Consider the following 22,312-nt stretch of genomic DNA (forward strand, 5'->3'; position numbering starts at 1 on the left):
GAGGAAATTGATGTTTATTTGACCAAAGACAAGGGCTGGGGTCAGACCCGGCGGGTCTGACCCCGGTACTAATGCTGCCAACTACTGCGCGCCCACCAGCGCCGTGACGCGGATGGTCTTGGTTTCCGGCACTTCCGCATGCGACAGCACTTTGAGCTGCGGCAAGGCGCGGCGCAGGAAACGCGACAGCAAGGCGCGCAGCGGCGCCGGCACCAGCAGCACGGGCGTCAGGCCCAGCGCTTCCTGCTGCTGGGCAGCCAGGCCCGCCTGGTGCGCGATGGTGTCGGCCAGGCCCGGCTCGATGCCGGCGCCGTCGCCGCCATTGCCCATCGCTTGCATCAGCAGCCGCTCCAGGCGGCTGTCCAGGGTCATCACGGACAGTTCGGCCGAGCCGGGGAACAGTTGCTGCACGATGGCGCGGCCCAGGGCCACGCGCACCAGCGCCGTCAGGTCGTTCGGGTCTTGCGTGCTGACCGTATGCTCGGCCAGGGTTTCGATGATGGTGCGCATGTCGCGGATGTGCACGCCCTCGGCCAGCAGGTTCTGCAGCACCTTTTGCAAGGTCGACAGGGACAGCATCTTCGGCACCAGGTCTTCCACCAGGCGCGGCGACTCCTTGCCCAGGTGGTCGAGCAGCGATTGCACTTCCGCGCGGCCCAGCAGCTCGGAAGCGTGCGAAGTGATCAGGTGATTCAGGTGGGTGGCCACCACCGTCCCCGCGTCGACCACCGTATAGCCCATCGACTGGGCCTGGTCGCGCAGGCTGGCGTCGATCCAGGTGGCGGGCAGGCCGAAGGCGGGGTCGTTCGTGGCCAGGCCGGGCAAGGTGCCGCTGGCCATGCCGGGATTAATCGCCAGGAACTGGCCGTTGAACGCTTCGCCCACGCCCACTTCCACGCCCTTGAGGGTGATGCGGTAGGCGGACGGTTTCAATTCCAGGTTGTCGCGGATATGCACGGGCGGCGCCAGGAAACCCACTTCCTGGGCAAATTTCTTGCGGATGCCCTTGATGCGTTTGAGCAATTCGCCGCCCTGCGTCTTGTCGACCAGGGGGATCAAACGGTAGCCCACTTCCAGGCCCAGGGTATCGACGGGCATGATGTCTTGCCAGCTGGCTTCTTCCTGCTCGGGCGCCACGGTTGCTTGCGGCACTTCGGCCGGCTTTTCGGCCGCCGCTTTTTCCTGCGTGCGTTTCTTGCTGATCAGATAGGCGGAGCCGGCCAGCAGGGACGCCAGCAGGATGAAGACCATGTTCGGCATGCCGGGAATCAAGCCCATGCCGCCGATGATGCCGGCAGTAATATATAACACTTGCGGTTTCGCAAACAATTGCCCCACCAGCTGGGTGCCGATGTCCTGTTCGCTGGCCACGCGCGAGACGACGATACCGGCCGCCGTGGAAATGATCAGCGAAGGAATCTGCGCCACCAGGCCGTCACCGATGGCCAGCAAGGTGTAGTTCTTCAGCGCATCGGCAAAGCCCATGTCGTGCTGCAGCAAGCCCACCAGCAGGCCGCCGACGATATTGATGACGGTGACCATGATGCCGGCGATGGCGTCGCCGCGCACGTATTTGCTGGCGCCGTCCATGGCGCCATAGAATTCCGCTTCCTGCGCCACTTCCGTGCGGCGGCGGCGCGCTTCGTCTTCGCCGATCAGGCCCGCGTTCAGGTCGGCATCGATGGCCATCTGTTTACCAGGCATGGCGTCCAGCGCGAAACGGGCGCCCACCTCGGCGATACGGCCCGCACCCTTGGTCACGACGGTAAAGTTGATGATCGTCAAAATGATAAACACGACGATACCGACCGTGTAGTTGCCGCCGATCAAGAAGTGACCGAACGCTTCAATCACTTTACCGGCCGCGTCGGCGCCCGTATGGCCTTCCGTCAACACCACGCGCGTGGACGCCACGTTCAGCGACAGGCGCAGCATGGTCGACACGAGCAGGATGGTCGGGAACGCCATGAAGTCGAGCGGCTTGACCGTGTACAGCGCCGTCAGCAGCACGATGATGGACAGCGCGATATTAAAACTGAAGAAGATGTCGAGGATGAAGGCCGGCAGCGGCAGCACCATCATCGCCAGCAGCATGATGATGATGACAGGCGCGGCGATGCCCTTGCTGGCGTTGCCACCCATTCCACTGAGCCAGGCTGGCATTCTCAGGCCGTTCATGGTGTACTTCCTTTATTCTTGTCTTCTGCGCCGGCTGCGGGCGGTGTCTGTGAGGCGGGATTCTGCGGGTCGAGCTCGGGCGGCACGTCGAGTTTCTTCGGCTTGTCGGGACGCTCGCCCTGGCCCTTGCCATAGCTGCGCAGCTGGAACACGTAGGCCAGCACTTCGGCCACGGCGCCGTACAGCGCCTCGGGAATCTCGTCGCCGATGTCCGTATGCTTGTACAGCGCGCGCGCCAGGGCCGGCGCTTCCAGGATGGCGACCTTGTGTTCGCCGGCCAGTTCGCGGATCTTCGCCGCCACCTCGTCGACGCCCTTGGCCACCACCTGCGGCGCGCCGCGCGAATTCTCGCCATACTTCAAGGCCACCGCGTAGTGGGTAGGATTGGTCACCACCACGTCGGCCGTCGGCACGTCGGCCATCATGCGGCGGCGCGACATTTCATGCTGCATCTGGCGGATCTTCGCCTTGATCTGCGGATTGCCGTCCGATTCCTTCGATTCTTGCTTGACTTCCTGCAAGGACATTTTCATCTTGTTGGCGTAATGCCACATCTGGTACGGACCGTCGATGGCGGCGATCAAGCCCAGCGCGCCGACGATCAGCAGGAAAGCCGTGATCAGCAAACTGATCAGATGGGCAGAACCGGCGCGCAGGGATTCCACCGACAAGCCCAGCACGGCGTCCTTTTGATGCTGCATCACCATCCAGGCGACGACGCCGACGACGAGGGTCTTGGCGATGGCCTTGAGCAATTCCACCAGCGCATTCTTCGAAAACATGTTGCCCAGGCCGCGAATCGGGTTGAGTTTGCCAAAATTGGGGGTGAACGCCTTGGAACTGAACAGCCAGCCGCCCACCAGCACGGGCGAAGCCAGGGCGACGAGCATGATGGCCAGCGCGTACGGCAGGCACGTCAGCAAGACCGAACCCACGTCGTAGCCGATGCGCAACATCATCGCGTCGGGATTGAGTATCTGTTCCCGGTCCAGGGTCAGCCCGGATACCATGACGGCCGTCAACCGCCGCACGATGGCGTCGCCGGCAAACCACAGGCAGCAGCCGGACGCCATCAACACAGTGAACGTAGCCACTTCACGCGATCGCGGAACGTCGCCTTCCTCACGCGCCTGCTCGAGGCGCTTCGGTGACGCGGCTTCGGTCTTTTCTGCGTCGCTGTCTTCCGACATCAATCAACTCCGGTGAAGTCCTGCAGCCTGGCTAGGCGCAATACGGACTGGGCATGTGGCATTATCGAGTCAAGTGCCTGTTTACCATCAGCGGAACAGGAGGGCAAATGCCCTGTATTTCCTTTGCCTAAATGAAACAAGGCGCCGCAGGCGCCCACTTCAAAGGAGACCGAAAAATGGTCAGGACAAGGCGCAGCCCCGAAGACAGTACGAATAGTACGGCGAGGGGTTGCAACGCAGTCATGGCCATTTTCTCGGGGCTCCTAACGGTTTTTCCTCGCTTCGGCCTGTTTCACGGTCTGCTCAATGGCGCCAAACAGGGACTTGCCGTCATCGCCCAGCATTTCCAGGCGGACCACGTCGCCGAACAGCAAATACGGCGTGCTGGCGACGCCATCGGCGATCATCTCCTGGTTACGTCGCTCAAAAATACTGGAAAATCCTTTCTTGACTTCCTTGTTGGCGACCCCGCCCGCGCTGACCACGCTGCCGGCGCGCGCGTTGCGCGTCTGGCACAGATGGGCGAGCAATTGCGGGTAATTGAACGCCATGTCGGCGCCCGCGTGGGGCTGGCCCGTCAACTTGCCGTTCAGGCTGCAGCGCAGCGCGTAATGCACCTTGCCGCCGCGCCAGGCGTCCCCCAGCTCGTCGGGCGTGATGGCGACAGGAGAGCACGCCATGGCCGGTTTCGCCTGCAGGAAACCATAACCACTCGCCTGCTCGTCCGGCGCCAGGTTGCGCAGGGTGATGTCGTTGACCAGCATCAACAGCTTGATGTTCAGGTGCGCCTGGTCCGGCGTCGATCCCATGGCTACGTCGTCCGTGATGGCGGCGATGCCCGCCTCGTAGTCGATGCCCCACTGCTCGTGCGCCAGCACGATCTCGTCCTGGGCGCCCAGAAAATCGTCGCTGGCGCCCTGGTATAGGCGCGGCGCATCGCGCAGATTGGCGGGCGCCTCGCTGCCCGCCGCCTTGCAGGCGCGCTCGATCTGCTGCAGGTAGGCTGCGCCGGCCACGCGCAGGCTGCTGCGCGGCAAGGGCGCCATGCAGTTGGCGGGATCGAATTCGAAGGCGCGATGGCCGCGGCCGCTATTGATGGTCTGGTACAGCAAATCGAGCTGGGGCGCGATGAAACTCCAGTCGTCGAGCGCCTTTTGCAGGGTCGAGGCGATGCCATCGGCCAGATGGGCCGTTTTCAGGTCGCGCGAGACGACAGCCAGCTGGCCGTCGCGCGTGCCATCCTTCAGGGTAGCTAATTTCATGTGCGGGAAACTTCGTCAAATGCAGGCAATGGAGACTAAAGACGCCAAAAAGCCGGGATATCCCCGGCTTTGGCGGTCAGGAAGGGGCTAGGCCAGGAGCGCGATCTGCTCGGGCGTGAGGTAGCACCACTCGCCTTCGGCGATGCCCAGCGATTCCAGGGTCAGGCTGCCGATGGCGGAACGGTGCAGCGCGCTGCAATGGTTGCCGGCGGCGGCCAGCATGCGCTTGACCTGGTGGTACTTGCCCTGTTCCAGCACGATTTCCAGCTGGTGCTCGCCGCGCTTGACGCAGACGAGGGCCGCCAGCGGGGCCGGCTCGTCGTGCAATTGCACGCCGGCCAACAGCAGGGCCACCAGCTCATCCGTCACGGGCTCTTGCGTGGTGGCCTGGTAAACCTTCGGAACGTGGCGCTTCGGCGACGATTGTGCATGGATAAACGGGCCATCGTCGGACATCAGCAGCATGCCGGTCGTATCGTGGTCGAGCCGGCCGACGGGCTGGACTTCGCGCCAGGTGAATTGTTCCGGCAACAGGGTCAGCACGCCAGGATGATGGCTGGGCTTGCGCGAGCATTCGAAGTTGGCGGGCTTGTTCAACGCCAGGTACAGGTGCGCGCGGTACACCCACTCTTCTTCGAACACGTGCAGCACCAGGCCTTCGGTCTCGACGGTGGTGCGGTAATTGGTCTGGGTGACGCCATCGATGACGACATCGCCATCCTCGATGAGGGAACGACAATATTTACGGGTGCCAAAACCCTGCGATTGCAGGATGCGGTCTAGGGATAATTTACTCATGGGCGTGACTTTACCAGAAGCGGCTGGCAGCGTGAAGCGGCGGTGCCTGGCGTCCGCGCGGCGGCCCAGGCGGCACGAAACCATGGTGCACGCAGAAATACCAAAAAGAACAAGGTGAGATTTGGCGAGAAATGGTTGATTCCTTTGAGAAATATCAAGCGCTCGGAATATCGCGTTGATAGACTGAAACTTCGTTAGGAATCCGCCTAACGAGGTTTAGGAATAATAACTAGGCAACGACTGACAAGGACATCGTATGGAGCATACCGATACCATCGCCTTACAAGGCAGCATCGCCGACATGCGCCTGCGCATCGCCGCAGAACAGGCGGCCATGCATAAGGTCAGACTCGGCGTGGCGCGCTGGAGCACCGCCCCTGCGCCGCAGGATGCGGACGCGCCGCCATCGCCGGCAAGCCAGAAGCGCTGGCATGCCGAGGCGCAATGTCATTTCATGTGCTGGCTGGAACTGGGCGGTTTTGCGCACGCGGATGCGCAGGCCGACAACGCGACCGCGCCCGCGCCCGCCCTGGCGGACATGCCGTCCGATACCAGCATAAACGTTGGTGCCGGTGCAACGGCGACCCGGGAAACCAGCGCCGCTCCCCTGCCCGTGCACTGCAACGGCTGCGCCGTCTGAGCGCGGCCCATCCGACCAGCCATGCCACGCCCTCGCATGCCTGCCTTGCCAGCACGCCCAACCCCATCCAGCGATACCGGACCATCGAGCATGAACGACGCACAAAAGGAAACGGCGGCATTGCGCCGCCGTTCCCAAGCCCCATCGGGACTTTAGTGAGGAATGTAAATTCACTCAAAACCACATCTGCGATGCGGCGAGTAGTTCCAAGACCTGCCAATCAAGTTAGTACTGACAACATAGTTGATATATCGCCCCTCCTTGAAAAGAACTACGCTTTCACTATAGCCCAAGCAGCCCTATTTTCAAGCCAATTTACCACCTTATTGAAAATCATTCTCGACTGGCTTGCCTGCCTGCCAAGAGTGATGTCCTCAGCGCAACGCCGGTTGCGACTGCTGCACGGCCGCCTTCATGGCGCCCGCCCCCATGGCGGCGCCAAACTTCTTCAGCACCCGTTCCGGCAAGCCTTCATGCTGCGTGTAGTCGACGATGTCTTCCGCCTTGACGACGTCGCGCGCCACGCTGTCGACCGTGCCGAAATCGTCGGCCAGGCCCATTTCCACGGCTTTCGCGCCCGTCCAGTACAGGCCGGAGAAGGTATCGGCCGTTTCCTTCAGGCGCTTGCCCCGTCCCGCGCGCACCACGTCGATGAATTGCTGGTGGATTTCATTGAGCATGCCTTGCGCATACGCCTTGTGTTTTTCCGTCAGGGGGCTGAACGGGTCCATGAAGCCCTTGTTCTCGCCCGCCGTCAGCAGGCGGCGCTCGACGCCCACCTTTTCCATCACGCCCGTGAAGCCGAAGCCATCCATCAGCACGCCGATGGAACCGACCACGCTGGCCTTGTTGACGTAGATGCGGTCGGCGGCGGCGGCGATGTAATAGCCGCCCGAGGCGCACATTTCATCGACCACCACATATAAAGGCTTGTCCGGATAGCCCTTGCGCAGGCGCTGCATCTCGTCGACGATCATGCCGGCCTGCACGGGACTGCCGCCCGGACTATTAATATGCAGCACCACGGCCACGGAACCGGCATCGGAAAACGCCTTGTCCAGCGCGGGGATGACGACGGCGGCCGAGCCGCTGCCTTCGGACTCGATGGCGCCGCTGATGTCGATCAGGGCCGTGTGGCGGCCCAGGGTTTCGCTGTCGTCGGCCGTGTTGTAGTCATAAAACACCCACAGGGCGAACAGCACGATCAGCAAGCCGAAGACCTTGAAAAAGATGCTCCAGCGGCGGTGCGCGCGTTGCTCTTGCAAAGTGGCAAATACCAGCTTTTCCAGCACCTCGCGCTCCCAGTGTCCCGCAGGGGCGCCGTGGCCGGCGGCCGGCGCGCTACTGTCCAGCTTGTCATTCGTGTTATCGCTCATGGTTCACTTTGCGTAAATTACAGAAGGCCTGCCCCGGCCTCAGGCCGGCAGCGGCTGGACATACTCGTCGGGTTGCCAGTACAGCTGGCCATCGCGTTCGGCCACGGCGATCGGGCGCAAGCGCCCGCCCTTGCAGGGACCGCCCGCACAGTAGCCGCTTTCCGGCACATAGATGGCGCCATGCGTCGAACACATCAGGTACAAGCCGCTGGACTCGAAAAACTCGCCTTCCGCCCAGTCCAGTTCGATCGGCACGTGGGCGCAGCGGTTCAGGTAGCCATACGCCTTGCCGCCATGGCGCACGACAAAGCCCGTGGTGGTTTCACCGCCGGCCGAGACGGGAAAGCGCACACCCTTGCCGCCATCGGCCACGGCGTCGGCGGCACAGATGAAAACGTCGACAACATCGTTCATCATGCGTGCTCGCTCAGCCATTGATGCAGCTCGGCCACCGTGGCGGCCGAATACAGGGGATTGCAAGCTTGCAACTGCGCCACCGGATGCGCTCCATACTCTACGGCAATACCGGCCGCGCCTGCATTGCTTGCCATCAACAAATCATGACTGGTGTCGCCGATCATCACGGTGCGGCGCATGTCCTGCCCCAGTTCCCGCGTCAGTTCCTGCAGCATGGCTGGATGGGGCTTGGAAAAGGTTTCATCGGCGCAACGCGTCGCATCGAACAGGGACAGCAGCTTGACGGCATTCAAGGAGCGGTTCAGGCCGACGCGGCTCTTGCCCGTGGCGACGGCGAGGAAATACGCTTGCTGCGACAGTTCCTGCAGCATCTCGTAGACGCCAGGAAACAAGGCCAGCTCATGGTCGCGCGACAGGTAGTGATAACGGTAGCGTTCCGCCATGCGCGCATGGTATTTCGGCTCCACGTCGGGCATCACCAGCTGCATGGCTTCCTGCAAGCCCAGGCCGATCACGTGCGAAGCGAGCAACTCGGTGGGAATTGGCAAGCCCAGGTCTTTGGCCGACGCCTGGATGCACTTGACGATGGTCGAGGTACTGTCTATCAGGGTACCGTCCCAATCGAAGACGATCAGATCAAATTGCTTTCTTGCCATGTTTCCCGACGGCATAGCCGCCGGCTCCTTGAGAATGAATGCTGGCGACTGACTACCTTGTGGGTAGTGTCGCGCGCACGGTGGATATTTAGCGTGCGGCAACGGCCAATGGTTTGCCCAAGCTTACCAAGAAACGCTCGCATTCGGCAGCCAGCGGCGCGTTCAAGGTCATCGTCTTGCCCGTTTCCGGATGCGTGAACGTGATCTGGTGCGCGTGCAGGAACATGCGTTTCAGGGCGCCGCGCGTGCTGTCGGCTTTCAACAGGGCACGGTTGAGGGCAAAGTCGCCATATTTATCGTCGCCGGCGATGGGGAAACCGGACGAAGACAGGTGCACGCGGATCTGGTGCGTGCGTCCCGTCTTCAATTCCGCTTCCAGCAAGGCGAAGTTGTGATATTTATGCAACAGTGAAAACACCGTGTGCGACGCCAGGCCATCGGCCTGCACGGCCACCCGGCGCTCGCCTTCGGCCGTCGTATATTTGTGCAACGGCAACTTGATATGCTGGCGCGCATTCTTCCAGTCGCCCGCCACCAGCACCAGGTAGCGCTTGTCCGTGACGCCGTCGCGCATCTGTTCATGCAGATTCGTCAACGCGGAACGTTTCTTTGCCAGCAACAACAAGCCGGACGTGTCGCGGTCCAGGCGGTGCACCAGTTCCAAAAACTTGGCGTCGGGGCGCGAAGCGCGCAATTGCTCGATCACGCCGAACGAGACGCCCGAGCCGCCATGCACGGCCACGCCGGCCGGCTTGTCGATGACGAGCAGCTGCGCATCCTCGAAGATGATCTTGAATTCGGCGGCCGGCGCGCCCGTGGCGGCCTTTTCGGCCACGCGCACGGGTGGAATGCGCACCACGTCGCCGGCGGCGAGACGGTACAGCTGATCGATACGGCCTTTATTAACCCGCACTTCTCCCGATCGCAAGATCCGGTAGATGTGGCTTTTAGGCACTCCCTTGCACACTCTTAATAAGTAGTTGTCGATGCGCTGGCCTGCTTCTTCCTCGGCGATCGTTACGAATTGGGCTTGCGGCTGAACCGGGGGTGTTGAAGGGGGAACAACATCATTTTGACTCTTCATTTACTATGTCTTCCCAGAAATCTCTCTAAGTCCTTCATTTTGAATATATAATTGTTTTTGCTGCGGCCCTGGCTGCTGCGAGTGTAAGAATAAAAGCACATTTTACACAGGGGCGTCTCCACCGGCCTCGCCAAATTGCAAATTCGGTGGAAAAAAATGTATATGCACCATCCCTGCGCGAATCAAGGTTGCACCGTAGTTGTAATCGGATAACGCGTGGAGATGCTGAAGTGAGTGTATTGGATTATAAGGATAAGTACCCGTTAGCGCGACTTATCGAGTCGGGCTCGCGGGTTGATGAAGTTGATAACGCTTGCCGTTTTCGCCAAACCCCGTATGCGGCCACAATACTGAGGGTTGTCGATGAATAGGCTGAGGCCAAGCCTCGCCATCGCGATCCCTGTAATGAGCCGGCTTACGATTTGGCTCTGAATTTGCTGACCACTTGCATTCTCTGCCCCCGACATCCGGGCTGCTTCAGATGAGTTGCAGGTGTCCTGTGCACTCGGCATGACGATCGACCTCACCGCGCCTGTTGCGGCCGTAACGTATACCTCGTACGCGTTGTTGCTCCGCACGCCTAGGCATTTCCCCCGCCAGCACTCCCGTTCTCGCATATATCCCTGTACTTCGCCGCTTCCCCGGAAGCGGCTTTGAGATGGCCTACGGGTCGCGGAGTTATAAAAATGAAACGCATGTTGTTTAATGCCACGCAGCAAGAAGAACTGCGCGTAGCGATTGTCGACGGACAAAAACTGATCGACATCGATATCGAGACAGCCGGGCGCGAACAGCGCAAATCCAACATCTACAAGGGCGTGATCACGCGCATCGAGCCATCGCTCGAAGCGTGCTTCGTCAGCTATGGCGAAGACCGCCACGGCTTCCTGCCTTTCAAGGAAGTTGCCCGCACGTACTTCCGCGAAGGCGTGGACGTGCGTAACGCTTCCGTCAAGGAAGCGCTGCGCGAAGGCCAGGAAATCATGGTCCAGGTGGAAAAGGAAGAGCGCGGCAACAAGGGCGCCGCCCTGACCTCGTTCGTCTCGCTGGCCGGCCGTTACCTGGTATTGATGCCGAACAACCCGCGTGGCGGTGGCGTATCGCGCCGCGTGGAAGGTGAAGAGCGCCAGGAATTGCGCGAAACCATGGATAAACTGGACTTGCCAGCTGGCATGTCCGTCATTGCCCGCACCGCCGGCATCGGCCGCAACGTCGATGAACTGCAGTGGGACTTGAATTACCTGATGCAACTGTGGCGCGCCATCGAAGGCGCCGGCAAGTCGGCCAACGGCGCTTTCCTGATCTACCAGGAATCGTCGCTCGTCATCCGCGCCATCCGCGACTACTTCCAGCCCGACATCGGCGAGATCCTGATCGACACCGACGAGATCTACGACCAGGCGCACCAGTTCATGAGCCACGTGATGCCCGACATGGTGCACCGCGTGAAACGCTACAGCGACGACGTGCCGCTGTTCTCGCGCTTCCAGATCGAACACCAGATCGAAACGGCGTACAGCCGCACCGTGCCGCTGCCATCGGGCGGCGCCATCGTGATCGACCATACGGAAGCGCTGGTCTCCGTCGACGTCAACTCGGCCCGCGCCACGCGCGGCTCGGACATCGAGACGACCGCCTTCAACACCAACTGCGAAGCGGCCGAAGAAGTGGCCCGCCAGCTGCGCTTGCGCGACTTGGGCGGCCTGATCGTCATCGACTTCATCGACATGGAAGTGGCAAAGAATCAACGCGAAGTGGAACAGCGCCTGAAAGATGCGCTGCACCATGACCGTGCCCGTGTACAAATGGGCAAGATTTCCCGCTTCGGCCTGATGGAACTGTCGCGCCAGCGCCTGCGTCCTTCGCTGTCCGAAGGCTCGCACGTGACGTGCCCGCGCTGCTCCGGCACCGGCCACATCCGCGATACGGAATCGTCCGCCCTGCAGGTGCTGCGCATCATCCAGGAAGAGGCGATGAAGGAAAACTCGGCCACCATCCACGTGCAAGTGCCCGTGGACGTGGGCGCCTTCCTGCTGAACGAAAAGCGCGGCGAAGTGCTGAAAATCGAAAACCGCCACCGCATCGCCGTGATCCTGATCCCGAACAAGCATCTGGAAACGCCGCACTACAAGCTCGAACGCATCAAGCACGACGATCCGCGTCTGGAAGACAGCCAGGCCAGCTACAACCTGGCCGAAAGCGCTGAAACCGACATGGCGTACAGCAAGCGCCAGAAGGAAGAAGCCAAGCCGCGCCAGGAAGCCGTCGTCAAGACGATCACCCCTGACCAGCCGGCACCGCTGGTCGAGCGCAAGCCCGTCGAAGCGAAACCGGCTCCCGTGGCCGCGCCTGCCGCGCCACAAGGTCTGATCGCCAAGATCATCAGCTTCTTCACCGGCGCCCCGGCACCGGTGGCACCGGCACCCGCCCCTGTCGCCCCGGCCAAGCCGGCCGGCGCCGACCGCGGCGACCGCAACAGCCGTGGCCCGCGTGGCCGTGGCCGCAACGGCAAGCCTGGCCGCGAAGAACGCGAACCGGGCCAGGGCCGCCCAGCCCAGGACGATGCCGCGAAAGAAGCGGAAGCACTGGAAAAAGCGGCCCGTCCGCCACGCCCGCCGCGTCCGCCACGCGAACCGCGTGAAGCACGCGAAGGCGGCGATGCAACGGCAGCACCACGCGAACGGGGCGAACGTCCTGAACGCGCGGAACGCCCGGAGCGCGCCGAGCGTCCGGAACGTGCCGAACGTCCGCCACGCCAGCCACGCGAAGGCCGCGAACCGCGCGCCGACAAGGCTGTTGTTGCTGAAGTGAAAGCTGAAGAGCTGGCACTGGTTGGCGCCACCGCCAGCGCAGTGAACGTCGTCGTGCCGTCCAGCGGCCCGGAATCCGACGCCGCACCGGCCAACCTGCTGAAAGCACCGGCGAATGCCGGTCCTGAAGGCGAAGAGACGGAAAACGACGTGGAAGGCGAAGAACCGCGCCGCCGCCGTCGTCGTGGCGGCCGCAACCGCAACCGCCGCGACCGCGAAACGGGCGAGCTGATCGAATCGGCAAATGGCGAGAACGAAGGCCAGGATGCGCCAGTGATCAGCTTTACGGTTGCTCCGGCGCCGGAAGCCGCTGTCGCTGCCGCGCCAGTGGAAGCTGCCGCCGAAGCCGCGCCAGCCGTCGTGGCTGAAGTGGTGGAAGTGGTGGAAGTGGCCAAGGTCGTGGACATCGCCAAGGTCGAAGAAGCCGCTCCTGCCGCAGAAGTTGCCCCAGTTGCTGAAGTGATCGTGCCGGCAGCCCCTGTCGAAGTGGCTGCAGCGCAAGCTGAACCAGCCGCTGCCGAACCGGCGCCGGTTGCCGAGTACAGCTTCGCCGAAAAAGCGCAAGCCGCACCAGCCCCTGCTCCAGCGGAAGTCATCGTCGAAGCGGCGCCAGTCGTGGAAGCAGTTGCTGTCGTGGAAACGGTCGTCGTGGTGGAAGAAGCGCCGGTAGCCGAAGCGGCACCTGTCGTGGCGGAAGCCGCGCCGGTGGTTGCCGAAGTTGCTCCTGCTCCTGCACCAGCGCCGGCGCCTGTCGCCGCGCCTGCCCCGGCACCTGCCGCGCCAGTGGCCGCGCCGCTGGACTTGAGCGCAGTGCTCGGTTCGGCCGGCCTGACCCTGGCTGCCACCGATCCGGAAAAACTGCGCCTGGCGCAGGAAGCGGCCGCCAAGGCAGTCGCTCCGGTACGCAAGCCGCGCGAACGCAAGCCACTGCCGCCGCAATCGGATGAGCCGTTGATCCAGATCAACACGCAACGTCCATAAGCGTGCGGGGTTCGCCCAGCCGCCGATGATGAAAGGGGAAGCTCAGGCTTCCCCTTTTTTACGTCCCCACCCTTGCCAGCCAGCCGCCATGCACGACAACGCCAACCAACTTCCCTCCCCCGTCAGCCTGCGCAGCGCCTTCTGGTACTGGCTCAAGCTCGGTTGCGTCAGCTTTGGCGGCCCGGCCGGGCAAATCGCCATGATGCATGCGGAACTGGTGGAAAAGCGGCGCTGGATTTCCGAACAGCGTTTCCTGCACGCCCTGAATTACTGCATGCTGCTGCCGGGGCCGGAGGCGACCCAGCTGGCCATCTACATCGGCTGGCTGATGCACCGCACGCGCGGTGCCCTGGTGGCGGGCCTGCTGTTTTTGCTGCCTTCGCTGCTGCTGCTGATCGTCCTGTCCTGGCTGTACATGGCGTATGGCCACGTGGCCGCCATCGCCGGCATCCTGTACGGCGTCAAGCCGGCCGTCGTCGCCATCGTGCTGGCGGCCGCCTGGCGCCTGGGCCGACGCACCTTGCGCAGTCCCGGCCTGATCGCCATCGCGGCCGGTGCATTTGTCGCCATCGCCGCGCTACAGCTGCCATTTCCGCTGATCGTGCTCGCCGCAGCCCTGCTGGGCATGGCGGGCGGCCGCTGGCTGCCGGCCCACTTCCATGTCGGCGCCGCCTCGCATGGCGGCGCGGCCCGCTACGGCGCCGCCCTGATCGATGACGACACGCCCACGCCGGAACACGCGCGCTTCAGCTGGCCGCGCCTGCTTGGCACGGCCGCCGTGGGCCTGGCCCTGGCCCTCCTCGCCTGGCTGGGCCTGGCGCTGGCGGGCGGCGCGGACCAGCCGCTGGCGCAGATGGGCGTGTTTTTCAGCAAGGCCGCCCTGCTGACGTTCGGCGGCGCATATGCCGTGCTGCCCTACCTGGTGCAGGGCGCCGCCGAGCACTACCACTGGATCACCGGCGCGCAAATGATGGATGGCCTGGCGCTGGGCGAAACGACGCCCGGCCCCCTGATCATGATCGTCGCCTTCATCGGCTTTGTCGGCGGCTGGAGCCACGCCGTGACGGGAGAACACCTGTGGCTGGCGGGCGTGTGCGGCGCGCTCGTCGCCAGCTGGTTCACCTTCCTGCCCTCGTTCATCTTCATCCTGGCCGGCGCGCCGCTGGTGGAAGCATCGCGCGGCAATCTGCGCCTGAGCGCGCCCCTGACGGCCATCTCGGCGGCCGTGGTGGGCGTCATCGCCAGCCTGGCCCTGTTCTTTGGCCGCCATGTCTTCTGGCAAGAAAACCCGCTGCCGCACTGGGACTGGCTGGCGATTGCCATCGCGCTGGCGGCCGGCGTGGCGCTGATCAGGTTTCAGGTTGGCACCATCAAATTGCTGCTCGCCTGTGCCATCTTCGGCCTCGTGCTATCGTATCTGCCTTGAACGACTCAACGTAAGTGGTATCACCTTTCATGGCTGACAAGATTATCTACCTCGCCGAAGCCCGCAATGGGGCTTTGGCGATTCCCGCGCAGCTGGATAGCCCCAGCGGCAACGTGGCCGACAGCCTGGGCCGGCCCCTGCACGACCTGCGCATCTCGATTACCGACCGCTGCAATTTCCGCTGCGTGTATTGCATGCCCAAGGACGTATTCGACAAGAACCACGTCTACCTTCCGCACACGGATTTGCTGTCGTTCGAGGAAATCACGCGCGTCGCGCGCCTGTTCGTCGCGCACGGGGTGGAAAAGATCCGCCTGACGGGCGGCGAGCCGCTGCTGCGCAAGAATATCGAAAAGCTCATCGCCATGCTGGCCGACCTGCGCACGCCGTCGGGCCAGCCGCTGGACCTGACCCTGACGACCAATGGTTCCTTGCTGGCAAGAAAAGCGCAGGCACTCAAGGATGCGGGCCTGAACCGGGTCACCGTGTCGCTCGACTCGCTCGACGACGCCACCTTCAAGCGCATGAACGACGTCGATTTCGCCGTGGCCGACGTGCTGCACGGCATCGATGCGGCGCACGCGGCGGGCCTGGGGCCCATCAAGATCAACATGGTCGTCAAGGCCGGCATGAACGAGCAGGAAATCGTGCCCATGGCGCGCCACTTCAAGGGCACGCCCTACATCCTGCGCTTCATCGAATACATGGACGTGGGCGCCTCGAACGGCTGGAACTTGCAGGAAGTCATCCCTTCAGCGGAAGTGGTGCGGCGCATCGCCGCGCACATGCCCTTGCTGCCCATCGACCCGAACTACGCGGGCGAGACGGCAGCGCGCTGGCGCTATGCGGATGGCAGCGGCGAGATCGGCCTCATTTCCAGCGTCACGCAAGCGTTCTGCGGCGAGTGCAGCCGCGCCCGCCTCTCGACCGAGGGCAAGCTGTACACCTGCCTGTTCGCCAGCAGCGGCCACGACTTGCGCAGCCTGCTGCGCGGCGGCCGCAGCGACGCGGAAATTTCCTCTGCCGTGGCGCAACTGTGGCGCGGCCGCGGCGACCGCTATTCGCAATTGCGCACCAGCCAGACGGATTTGACGGGCGCCACGCTTGAGCACGGTAAAAAGAAAGTGGAAATGTCGTACATCGGCGGCTGAATCGGGCGCAGCACGCGCCCGCCGCTGCTACCATGGCGCATGCACCAATTTTCCTACCTGACATGATCAACAAACACGACATTACCGGCCTGATCCTGGCCGGCGGCCTCGGCACGCGCATGGGCCAGCGCGACAAGGGCATGCTGCCCCTGCATGGCCAGCCCCTGGCGCGCCACGTGGCCCAGCGCCTGGCGCCGCAAGTGGGCCAGCTGGCCCTCAGCGTCCACGCGGATGCAGGCGACTACGCGCGCTTCGGCCTGCCCGTGTGGCCCGACGTGCTGCCAGGCCAGCTGGGTCCGCTGGCCGGCTTGCACAGCGGCATGCAGCACGCCAACACGCCCTATCTGCTCACCGTGCCTTGCGACTCGCCCCTGCTGCCGCCCGACCTGGCCGCGCGCCTGGCCGCCGGTTTGACGCAAGACAATGCCGACCTGGCCATCGCCGTCACCGAGGAAATCGATGCGGCGACGGGAACGGCCGTGCGCCGCCCGCACCCCGTCTTTTGCCTGGTAAAAACATCCGCCCTGCCCCAGCTCGACGCCTATCTGCGCGGCGGCGAACGCCGCATGCGCACCTGGCACGGCCCATTGAAACTGGCCGAAGTACTCTTCGAAAACAATAGTGCATTCGGCAACATCAATACCCCGGACGAGCTGGCCGCCCAGCAGGCGCAGGGCCTGTCCGTGCCGATGGCGCAAGCCATCCTGGCCGACACCGTCGCGCCCGTGGCCGAGATCGAGGAACTGCCGCTGCCGCAAGCGTTCGAACGCATCCTGGCGGCCGACATCATCTCGCCCATCAGCGTGCCCGCGCACGACAATTCCGCCATGGATGGCTATGCGCTTTACGGAGCTGACCTTGGCGCCGACCTCGGCGGCGACACCCCCGTGACCCTGGCCGTGGTCGACACCATCCTGGCCGGGCGTCCCGGCACAGTCAAAATCGGACGCGGCCAATGCGCGCGCATCATGACGGGCGCCGTCATGCCCGATGGCTGCGACAGCGTGGTGCCGCAGGAACTGGTGCTGCAAGCCAATGAAACCAGCATCACGCTGGCGCCGGACTGCATCCGCGCCGGCGACAACCGCCGCTTCAAAGGCGAAGACTTGATGCAGGACAAGCCGGCCCTGCTGCAAGGCAAGATACTCGGGCCGGCCGAGCTGGGTTTGCTGGCCTCGCTGGGCATCGCCACGGTGCCCGTGCGCCGCCGCCTGCGCGTGGCCTTCTTTTCCACCGGCGACGAATTGCGCTCGATCGGCGAGCCGCTCGACGCAGGCTGCATCTACGACAGCAACCGCTACACCCTGCTGGGCATGCTGACGCGCCTCGGCTGCGAGGTGCTCGACATGGGCATCGTCAAGGACAATCCGCAAGCGCTGGAAACGGCCCTGCGCGGCGCCTGCGCCACGGCCGACGTCATCATCACCTCGGGCGGCGTGTCCAGCGGCGCGGCCGATTTTACGCGCGACATCCTCGCGCGCCTCGGTGACGTGGCCTTCTGGCAAATCAACATGCGCCCGGGCCGCCCCATGGCCTTCGGGCGGATTGCCAGCGAAGGCGAATCGGCCTTGCTGCTGGGCCTGCCCGGCAATCCGGTGGCCGTGATGGCGGCGTTTTATTTCCTCGCCCGCCCCACCCTGCTGCGCCTGATGGGCGCCGACGCGGACACGTCCGCCCTGCCGCTGCTGCAAGTGGCGGCGCAAGCGGCGATCCGCAAGAAACGGGGCCGCACGGAATACCAGCGCGGCATCGTCGAGCGCGGTGCGGACGGGCGCCAGCACGTGCGCGTGACGGGCGCGCAAGGCTCGGGCATCCTGCGCTCGATGACGCAAGCCAATTGCATGATCGTGCTGCACGAAGCGCAAGGCCACGTGGCCGCCGGCGACCTGGTCGATATCGTGCTGTTCCAGGGATTGACCTGACGCGCCACCGCCGGCCAGGCTGACGCGCCGGCCGGACCGCAGTCCACGCTGCGCCACTTATCCCCCCCCTCGCCACAACGGCCCGCCCTGCGCGGGCCGTTTGCATTGCCCCTTCGCAATCAATTTTCTTCGCGGAAACTGCTCGGCTATTGAGATAAAAATGTTAATTATTTCTTCAAATAACATATCAATAAACACAACATTAATTGTAATTATTTTATTTATTTGTTGATATTGAAGTTTCTTCGGTGATAACATCCGAACTTATACGAAAAGTTCAATTTTGATATTGTTTTCACGAGGAAACTAATAATGAGACACCGCTCTTGGAGCGCGGGCGCCAGCATGCTGGGAGCGGCTTGCCTGCTTGGCATATTGACCCTCGCGCCGCCGCCCGCATACGCCAAAGGGACCCCTCGGGCCGACGTACTGGACAACTGCAGCTGGAACCGCCCCGGCGCCGACCCGTTCATGGGCGACGTCGTGGCCGCCGTGGACAGGTACCCGGACATCGCGCCGCAGGTGCGCGAGCAATTGAAGGCGCGCATGCGCGCGCGCCAGTATGATGAAATCGTCGTGATCAGCCGCGACGCCATCCGCGGCAAGGGCAATTACGATGCGCGCATCAGCGACATGCATTTCGGCCCGGGCCGCGTTTGCCGCAATGTCACGCGGGCAGGCTGGAGCGAGCAGATGCAGGAAAGGGGACTCGTGTACTGCGTGCAGGGCGCCTGCATCCTCGTGCCCACCGTGTGCCGCAATGTCAGCCGCATCACGCAGGCGGCGGCCGGGCCGCGCGGCGCTGGCGCTGCCCCCGTTGGCGCCGCGCCGGGCGGTGCAACGCCGGCAGCGGCCGCGCCGGCGGCAACGGGCGTGCCCGTCATCGAGCATCCCGTCGCCGCGCATGGCGGCTCGCTCACGGGCGCGGCGCCGCCGGCCGTAGTGGCCGGCCTACCCCTGTTGGGCTTCGATGTCGTGCGCGGCAGCCGCGACACGATGTTGCCGTCGGGCATAGGCGGTGGCCAGCCACCGCGCGGCAGCAGCATCATCGTCGAGCCATTCAACCCCACCGTCATGCTGCCTTCGCTGCCGCCCACCGGCCTGTCCGTCCTGCCCGCCGTGCCGGAACCGCAAACGTGGGCCATGCTGCTGGCGGGACTCGCGCTGCTGGTCTGCGCCACGCTGCGCCGCCGGCCTGCGTCGGCGGCCTGAACGACGGCGGGGCTATTCGCCGTCCGCTTCGGCGGACAGCCCCGCGTCCGCCTTACCCAGCAGCAAGGCAGCCGCCTCGCCCGGCAAGGCTTCCACGGATTTCAATTTGCGCGCCATCTGCCGGCTGCGCACTTCCGCGCTTTCGATATTCTTCGCCGCCTTTTCCAGGGTCAGCCGGGTTTGCGACAGCACGTCGCCAAACTTGCCGAATTCCGTCTTCACGGCGCCCAGCACTTGCCACACTTCGGACGAGCGCTTTTCCAGCGCCAGGGTGCGGAAACCCATTTGCAGGCTGTTGAGCAAGGCCGTCAACGTGGATGGCCCCGCGATGCTGACCCGGTGCACGCGCTGCAATTCGTCGGCCAGGCCCGGGCGGCGCAACACTTCCGCATACAAGCCTTCCGTGGGCAGGAAGAGGATGGCAAAGTCGGTGGTCAGCGGCGGCGCCAGGTATTTGTCCGCGATGGTTTTCGCTTCGCCCCGCACGGCCCGTTCCAGCTCGCGTCCGGCCAGGGCCACGCCGTCCGCATCGGCCCGCTCGGCCGCTTCGACCAGGCGCTCGTACTGTTCCTTGGGGAATTTCGCATCGATCGGCATCCACACGGGCGGCCCGCCATCGGACAGGCCCGGCAGTTTCAGGGCGAATTCCACGCGCGCGCCGCTGCCCGGCAAGGTTTCCACGTTCTTCGCATACTGGTCGACAGTGAGTACCTGCTCCAGCAGCATTTCCAGCTGCACTTCGCCCCACGTGCCCCGCGTCTTGACGTTGGTGAGCACCCGCTTCAGGTCGCCCACGCCCAGCGCCAGCTGCTGCATTTCACCGAGTCCCTGATGGACTTTTTCCAGCCGCTCCGACACTTGCTGGAACGAGGCAGTCAGGCGCGTCTCCAGCGTGGCGTGCAATTTCTCGTCGACCGTCTTGCGCATCTCTTCCAGGCGCGCGCCATTGTCGGCCTGCAAATCGCGGATCTTGCTTTCCAGGGTGGCGCGCACTTCCAGCATGCGCTGCGCATTCGACTCCGTCAGCTGCGCCAGGGTCTGGTTGGTGCTGTCGGCAAAGCGCGCCAGGCTTTGCGCCTGTTCCTCGCGCCCGACTTTTCCCTGCGCCTGCATCTGCGTGCGCAGGCTGTCGAGCTGCTGCAGGGTCGCCGCCTGGAATTGCGCCAGGCTGGTGGCCAGGTCTTGCCGCGTCGCTTGCGCCGACGCCTGCAGTTGCAGCCGCACTTCGCGCTCGACCCGGTCGATGCGCTCCAGGCTTTGCTGCTGGTGCTGCTGCACCAGGGCCAGGGTGGTGGCGCCATCGCCGGCCGCGCCACGGGGGCGCAGCAAGATCAATAGCAACAGGACGATGGCGACGATGGCGGCGCCCAGCAGGCTGTAAAACTCGATTGGGCTCATGGGTGTCAGTCAGGTTTGTTGCGCATCCAGTCGGCCGTCTGATAGAACGATTCCATCAGGCGCACGCGCAAGGACTCTTCGATGCCCGTGTCTTCCATGGCCCACGCCATGGCGCGCAGCCACTGGTCGCGCTCGCTGGTGCCGATGGCGTAGGGCAAGTGACGCGCGCGCAGGCGCGGGTGGCCGAATTTCTCGATATACAAGTCCGGCCCGCCCATCCAGCCCGTCAGGAAGAAATACAGCTTGTCGCGCGAACCGTCCGTCGAAGGCGGATGCATGACGCGGATGCCGGCGAACTCGGCTTCGAGTTCCATCAAGTCATAAAAACGGTCGACCATTTCACGCAGCACGGGGGCGCCGCCGATGGTCTCGTAGAGGGTGGGGGCAGTGGTATCAGTCATGGCCGCCATGATAGCGCAAGCGCCGGCGGCCCATGCGGCGCCAGCTTCCGCTGCCGGCATAAAAAGCAATATACTTGACTACTCAAGCTTTTATCAACTACTATGCAATCTTTAAACACGGACAAGTCAACCATGCCCACCACCGCAGAATCCCCTTTGCTACGCAATACCAACTTCCGCTGGCTGCTGGGCGGCGGCCTCGTCTCCATGCTGGGCGACCAGTTCAGCATGCTGGCCCTGCCCTGGCTGGTGCTGAGCCTGACGGGCGATAGCCTCAGCCTGGGTATCGCCGTGGCCCTGATGGGCGCCCCGCGCGCCGTGCTGATTTTGCTGGGCGGCACCATCGCCGACCGCTATTCGCCCCGGCGCGTGATGCTGCTGAGCAAATACGCGAACGCCGCCATCCTGCTGGCGCTGGCCACTCTGCTGCTGCTGGACCAGGCCAGCCTGGCGCTCGCGTATGCGGCCGCGCTGGCGCTGGGTATCGCGGCCGCCTTCGGCATTCCCGCCGGCACGGCCATCCTGCCGCAAGCCGTGCCGCCGCAATCGCTGCAGAACGCCAATGGCTTGCAGATGGGTGCGCGCCAGCTGTCACTGCTGGCCGGCCCCCTGCTGGCGGCGCTCGTGCTCGGCGCCCACGATGGCGCGCAGCACACCTCCATGGCGGCGCTGGCCGCCGCCTTTGCCATCGATGCGCTGACGTTCCTGTTCTCCGCGTGGACCTTGCGGCAAGTGAGCCTGCGGCCACTGGCCGCGGCGGCGGCGCAGGGCATGTGGCGCGACATGGCGGCGGGCCTGGCCATGGTGTGGCGCGACCTTCCCTTGCGCAGCTGCTATGCGTACTGGGCGGTGGTGGCGTTCTTCGTCATGGGGCCGCTGCAAGTGGCCTTGCCCGTGCTGGCCAGCGAGCGCCTGCACGGCGCCTCCGCGCTGGGTTTGCTGATGGGCGCGCATGGCGCCGGCACCCTGGCCGGCATGCTGGCGTCCAGCCTGGGCGGCGCCTGGCTGCGCCGCCGCTTCGGCGCCACCCTGCTGCTCGTCGACGCGGTCGTCGGCCTGCTGCTGATGGCGCTGGGACAAATCAGCTCGGCCTGGCATGGCGCGGCCCTGCTGGCCGTGACAGGGTTGCTGGGCGGCTACTTGCAGGTGGCCATCTTTACGTGGATACAGCGGCGCGTGGCGCCCGCCATGCTGGGCCGGGCGATGGCCCTGTTCATGGGCATCTTCCTGGGACTGGCGCCGCTGTCGGCGGCGGCCACGGGCGCGCTGCTGCGCCACCTGAGCGTTGGCGAGCTGTTCTGCGGCGGTGGCGCCCTGCTGCTGGCGGCCGCCGTGGCGGCCGCATTATTTACCGCCATCCCGCGCATCGCCGGACCGGAAACGATCAAGCAAACGATATCGGAGAAGTAA

Annotated in this window: 17 protein-coding genes; 7 read left to right on the top strand and 10 right to left on the bottom strand. The window is 64.1% G+C overall.

What is annotated here, in order from left to right; all coding sequences use genetic code 11:
• Positions 1 to 81 precede the first annotated feature (81 nt).
• The 4 genes from flhA to OX460_RS11165 form a co-directional block, all read right to left on the bottom strand.
• Entirely contained in the window at positions 82 to 2,178 is a 2,097-nt protein-coding gene (gene flhA / locus OX460_RS11150; protein WP_077407865.1) for a flagellar biosynthesis protein FlhA, read from the bottom strand.
• Positions 2,175 to 3,368, bottom strand: a complete 1,194-nt coding sequence (gene flhB, locus OX460_RS11155; protein WP_092608479.1) for a flagellar biosynthesis protein FlhB — start codon at positions 3,366 to 3,368, stop codon at positions 2,175 to 2,177. Before flhB ends, flhA begins: the two co-directional genes overlap by 4 nt.
• 263 nt (positions 3,369 to 3,631) lie before the next feature.
• Entirely contained in the window at positions 3,632 to 4,630 is a 999-nt protein-coding gene (locus OX460_RS11160) for a fumarylacetoacetate hydrolase family protein (RefSeq protein ID WP_251350709.1), read from the bottom strand.
• A gap of 87 nt (positions 4,631 to 4,717) precedes the next feature.
• A complete protein-coding gene (locus OX460_RS11165) occupies positions 4,718 to 5,428 on the bottom strand; it encodes a 16S rRNA pseudouridine(516) synthase (RefSeq protein WP_289898658.1) in 711 nt (236 codons plus the stop codon).
• Positions 5,429 to 5,684: 256 nt separating this feature from the next.
• On the opposite strand from OX460_RS11165, the gene OX460_RS11170 reads away from it, so the two are divergent.
• Entirely contained in the window at positions 5,685 to 6,068 is a 384-nt protein-coding gene (locus OX460_RS11170; protein ID WP_289898659.1) for a hypothetical protein, read from the top strand.
• Positions 6,069 to 6,442: 374 nt separating this feature from the next.
• Here the strand turns inward: OX460_RS11170 and OX460_RS11175 are convergent, their stop codons facing one another.
• The 4 genes from OX460_RS11175 to OX460_RS11190 form a co-directional block, all read right to left on the bottom strand.
• Positions 6,443 to 7,444 carry a S49 family peptidase gene (locus tag OX460_RS11175; RefSeq protein WP_099666845.1) on the bottom strand — a complete coding sequence of 334 codons (1,002 nt, stop codon included), beginning with the start codon at positions 7,442 to 7,444 and terminating at the stop codon, positions 6,443 to 6,445.
• A gap of 39 nt (positions 7,445 to 7,483) precedes the next feature.
• Positions 7,484 to 7,861 (bottom strand): Rieske 2Fe-2S domain-containing protein, encoded by a 378-nt coding sequence (locus OX460_RS11180; protein ID WP_099666844.1) that lies wholly within the window; start codon positions 7,859 to 7,861, stop codon positions 7,484 to 7,486.
• Positions 7,858 to 8,517 (bottom strand): HAD-IIIA family hydrolase, encoded by a 660-nt coding sequence (locus tag OX460_RS11185; protein ID WP_035821424.1) that lies wholly within the window; start codon positions 8,515 to 8,517, stop codon positions 7,858 to 7,860. Before OX460_RS11185 ends, OX460_RS11180 begins: the two co-directional genes overlap by 4 nt.
• An 88-nt stretch (positions 8,518 to 8,605) precedes the next feature.
• The gene (locus tag OX460_RS11190; RefSeq protein WP_077407877.1) at positions 8,606 to 9,601 is read right to left on the bottom strand and encodes an RluA family pseudouridine synthase; all 996 of its coding nucleotides are present in this window, start codon (positions 9,599 to 9,601) and stop codon (positions 8,606 to 8,608) included.
• Between the two features lie 686 nt (positions 9,602 to 10,287).
• Between OX460_RS11190 and OX460_RS11195 the strand changes: the two genes are divergently transcribed.
• From OX460_RS11195 to OX460_RS11215, 5 genes are all read left to right on the top strand, one after another.
• A complete protein-coding gene (locus tag OX460_RS11195; protein ID WP_289898660.1) occupies positions 10,288 to 13,392 on the top strand; it encodes an Rne/Rng family ribonuclease in 3,105 nt (1,034 codons plus the stop codon).
• An 88-nt stretch (positions 13,393 to 13,480) separates the two neighbouring features.
• On the top strand, positions 13,481 to 14,818 hold the full coding sequence (gene chrA, locus OX460_RS11200) for a chromate efflux transporter (RefSeq protein ID WP_289898661.1): 1,338 nt from the start codon (positions 13,481 to 13,483) through the stop codon (positions 14,816 to 14,818).
• A gap of 29 nt (positions 14,819 to 14,847) precedes the next feature.
• On the top strand, positions 14,848 to 15,969 hold the full coding sequence (gene moaA / locus OX460_RS11205) for a GTP 3',8-cyclase MoaA (RefSeq protein WP_289898662.1): 1,122 nt from the start codon (positions 14,848 to 14,850) through the stop codon (positions 15,967 to 15,969).
• A gap of 62 nt (positions 15,970 to 16,031) precedes the next feature.
• Positions 16,032 to 17,891: a gephyrin-like molybdotransferase Glp gene (glp, locus tag OX460_RS11210; RefSeq protein ID WP_289898663.1), complete on the top strand. Its 1,860-nt coding sequence runs from the start codon at positions 16,032 to 16,034 to the stop codon at positions 17,889 to 17,891.
• A 312-nt stretch (positions 17,892 to 18,203) separates the two neighbouring features.
• On the top strand, positions 18,204 to 19,103 hold the full coding sequence (locus tag OX460_RS11215) for an MHFG family PEP-CTERM protein (RefSeq protein ID WP_289898664.1): 900 nt from the start codon (positions 18,204 to 18,206) through the stop codon (positions 19,101 to 19,103).
• Between the two features lie 12 nt (positions 19,104 to 19,115).
• On the opposite strand, the gene rmuC is transcribed toward OX460_RS11215, so the two are convergent.
• Positions 19,116 to 20,501, bottom strand: a complete 1,386-nt coding sequence (gene rmuC, locus OX460_RS11220) for a DNA recombination protein RmuC (protein WP_289898665.1) — start codon at positions 20,499 to 20,501, stop codon at positions 19,116 to 19,118.
• Positions 20,502 to 20,506: 5 nt separating this feature from the next.
• A complete protein-coding gene (locus OX460_RS11225) occupies positions 20,507 to 20,902 on the bottom strand; it encodes a group II truncated hemoglobin (protein WP_034785429.1) in 396 nt (131 codons plus the stop codon).
• Positions 20,903 to 21,034: 132 nt separating this feature from the next.
• Here OX460_RS11225 and OX460_RS11230 point away from each other — a divergent pair, with 132 nt between their 5' ends.
• Positions 21,035 to 22,312: an MFS transporter gene (locus OX460_RS11230; protein WP_289898666.1), complete on the top strand. Its 1,278-nt coding sequence runs from the start codon at positions 21,035 to 21,037 to the stop codon at positions 22,310 to 22,312.

The sequence above is a fragment of the Janthinobacterium sp. SUN033 genome (genome assembly GCF_030397595.1).
Taxonomy (GTDB): Bacteria; Pseudomonadota; Gammaproteobacteria; order Burkholderiales; family Burkholderiaceae_D; genus Janthinobacterium; species Janthinobacterium kumbetense.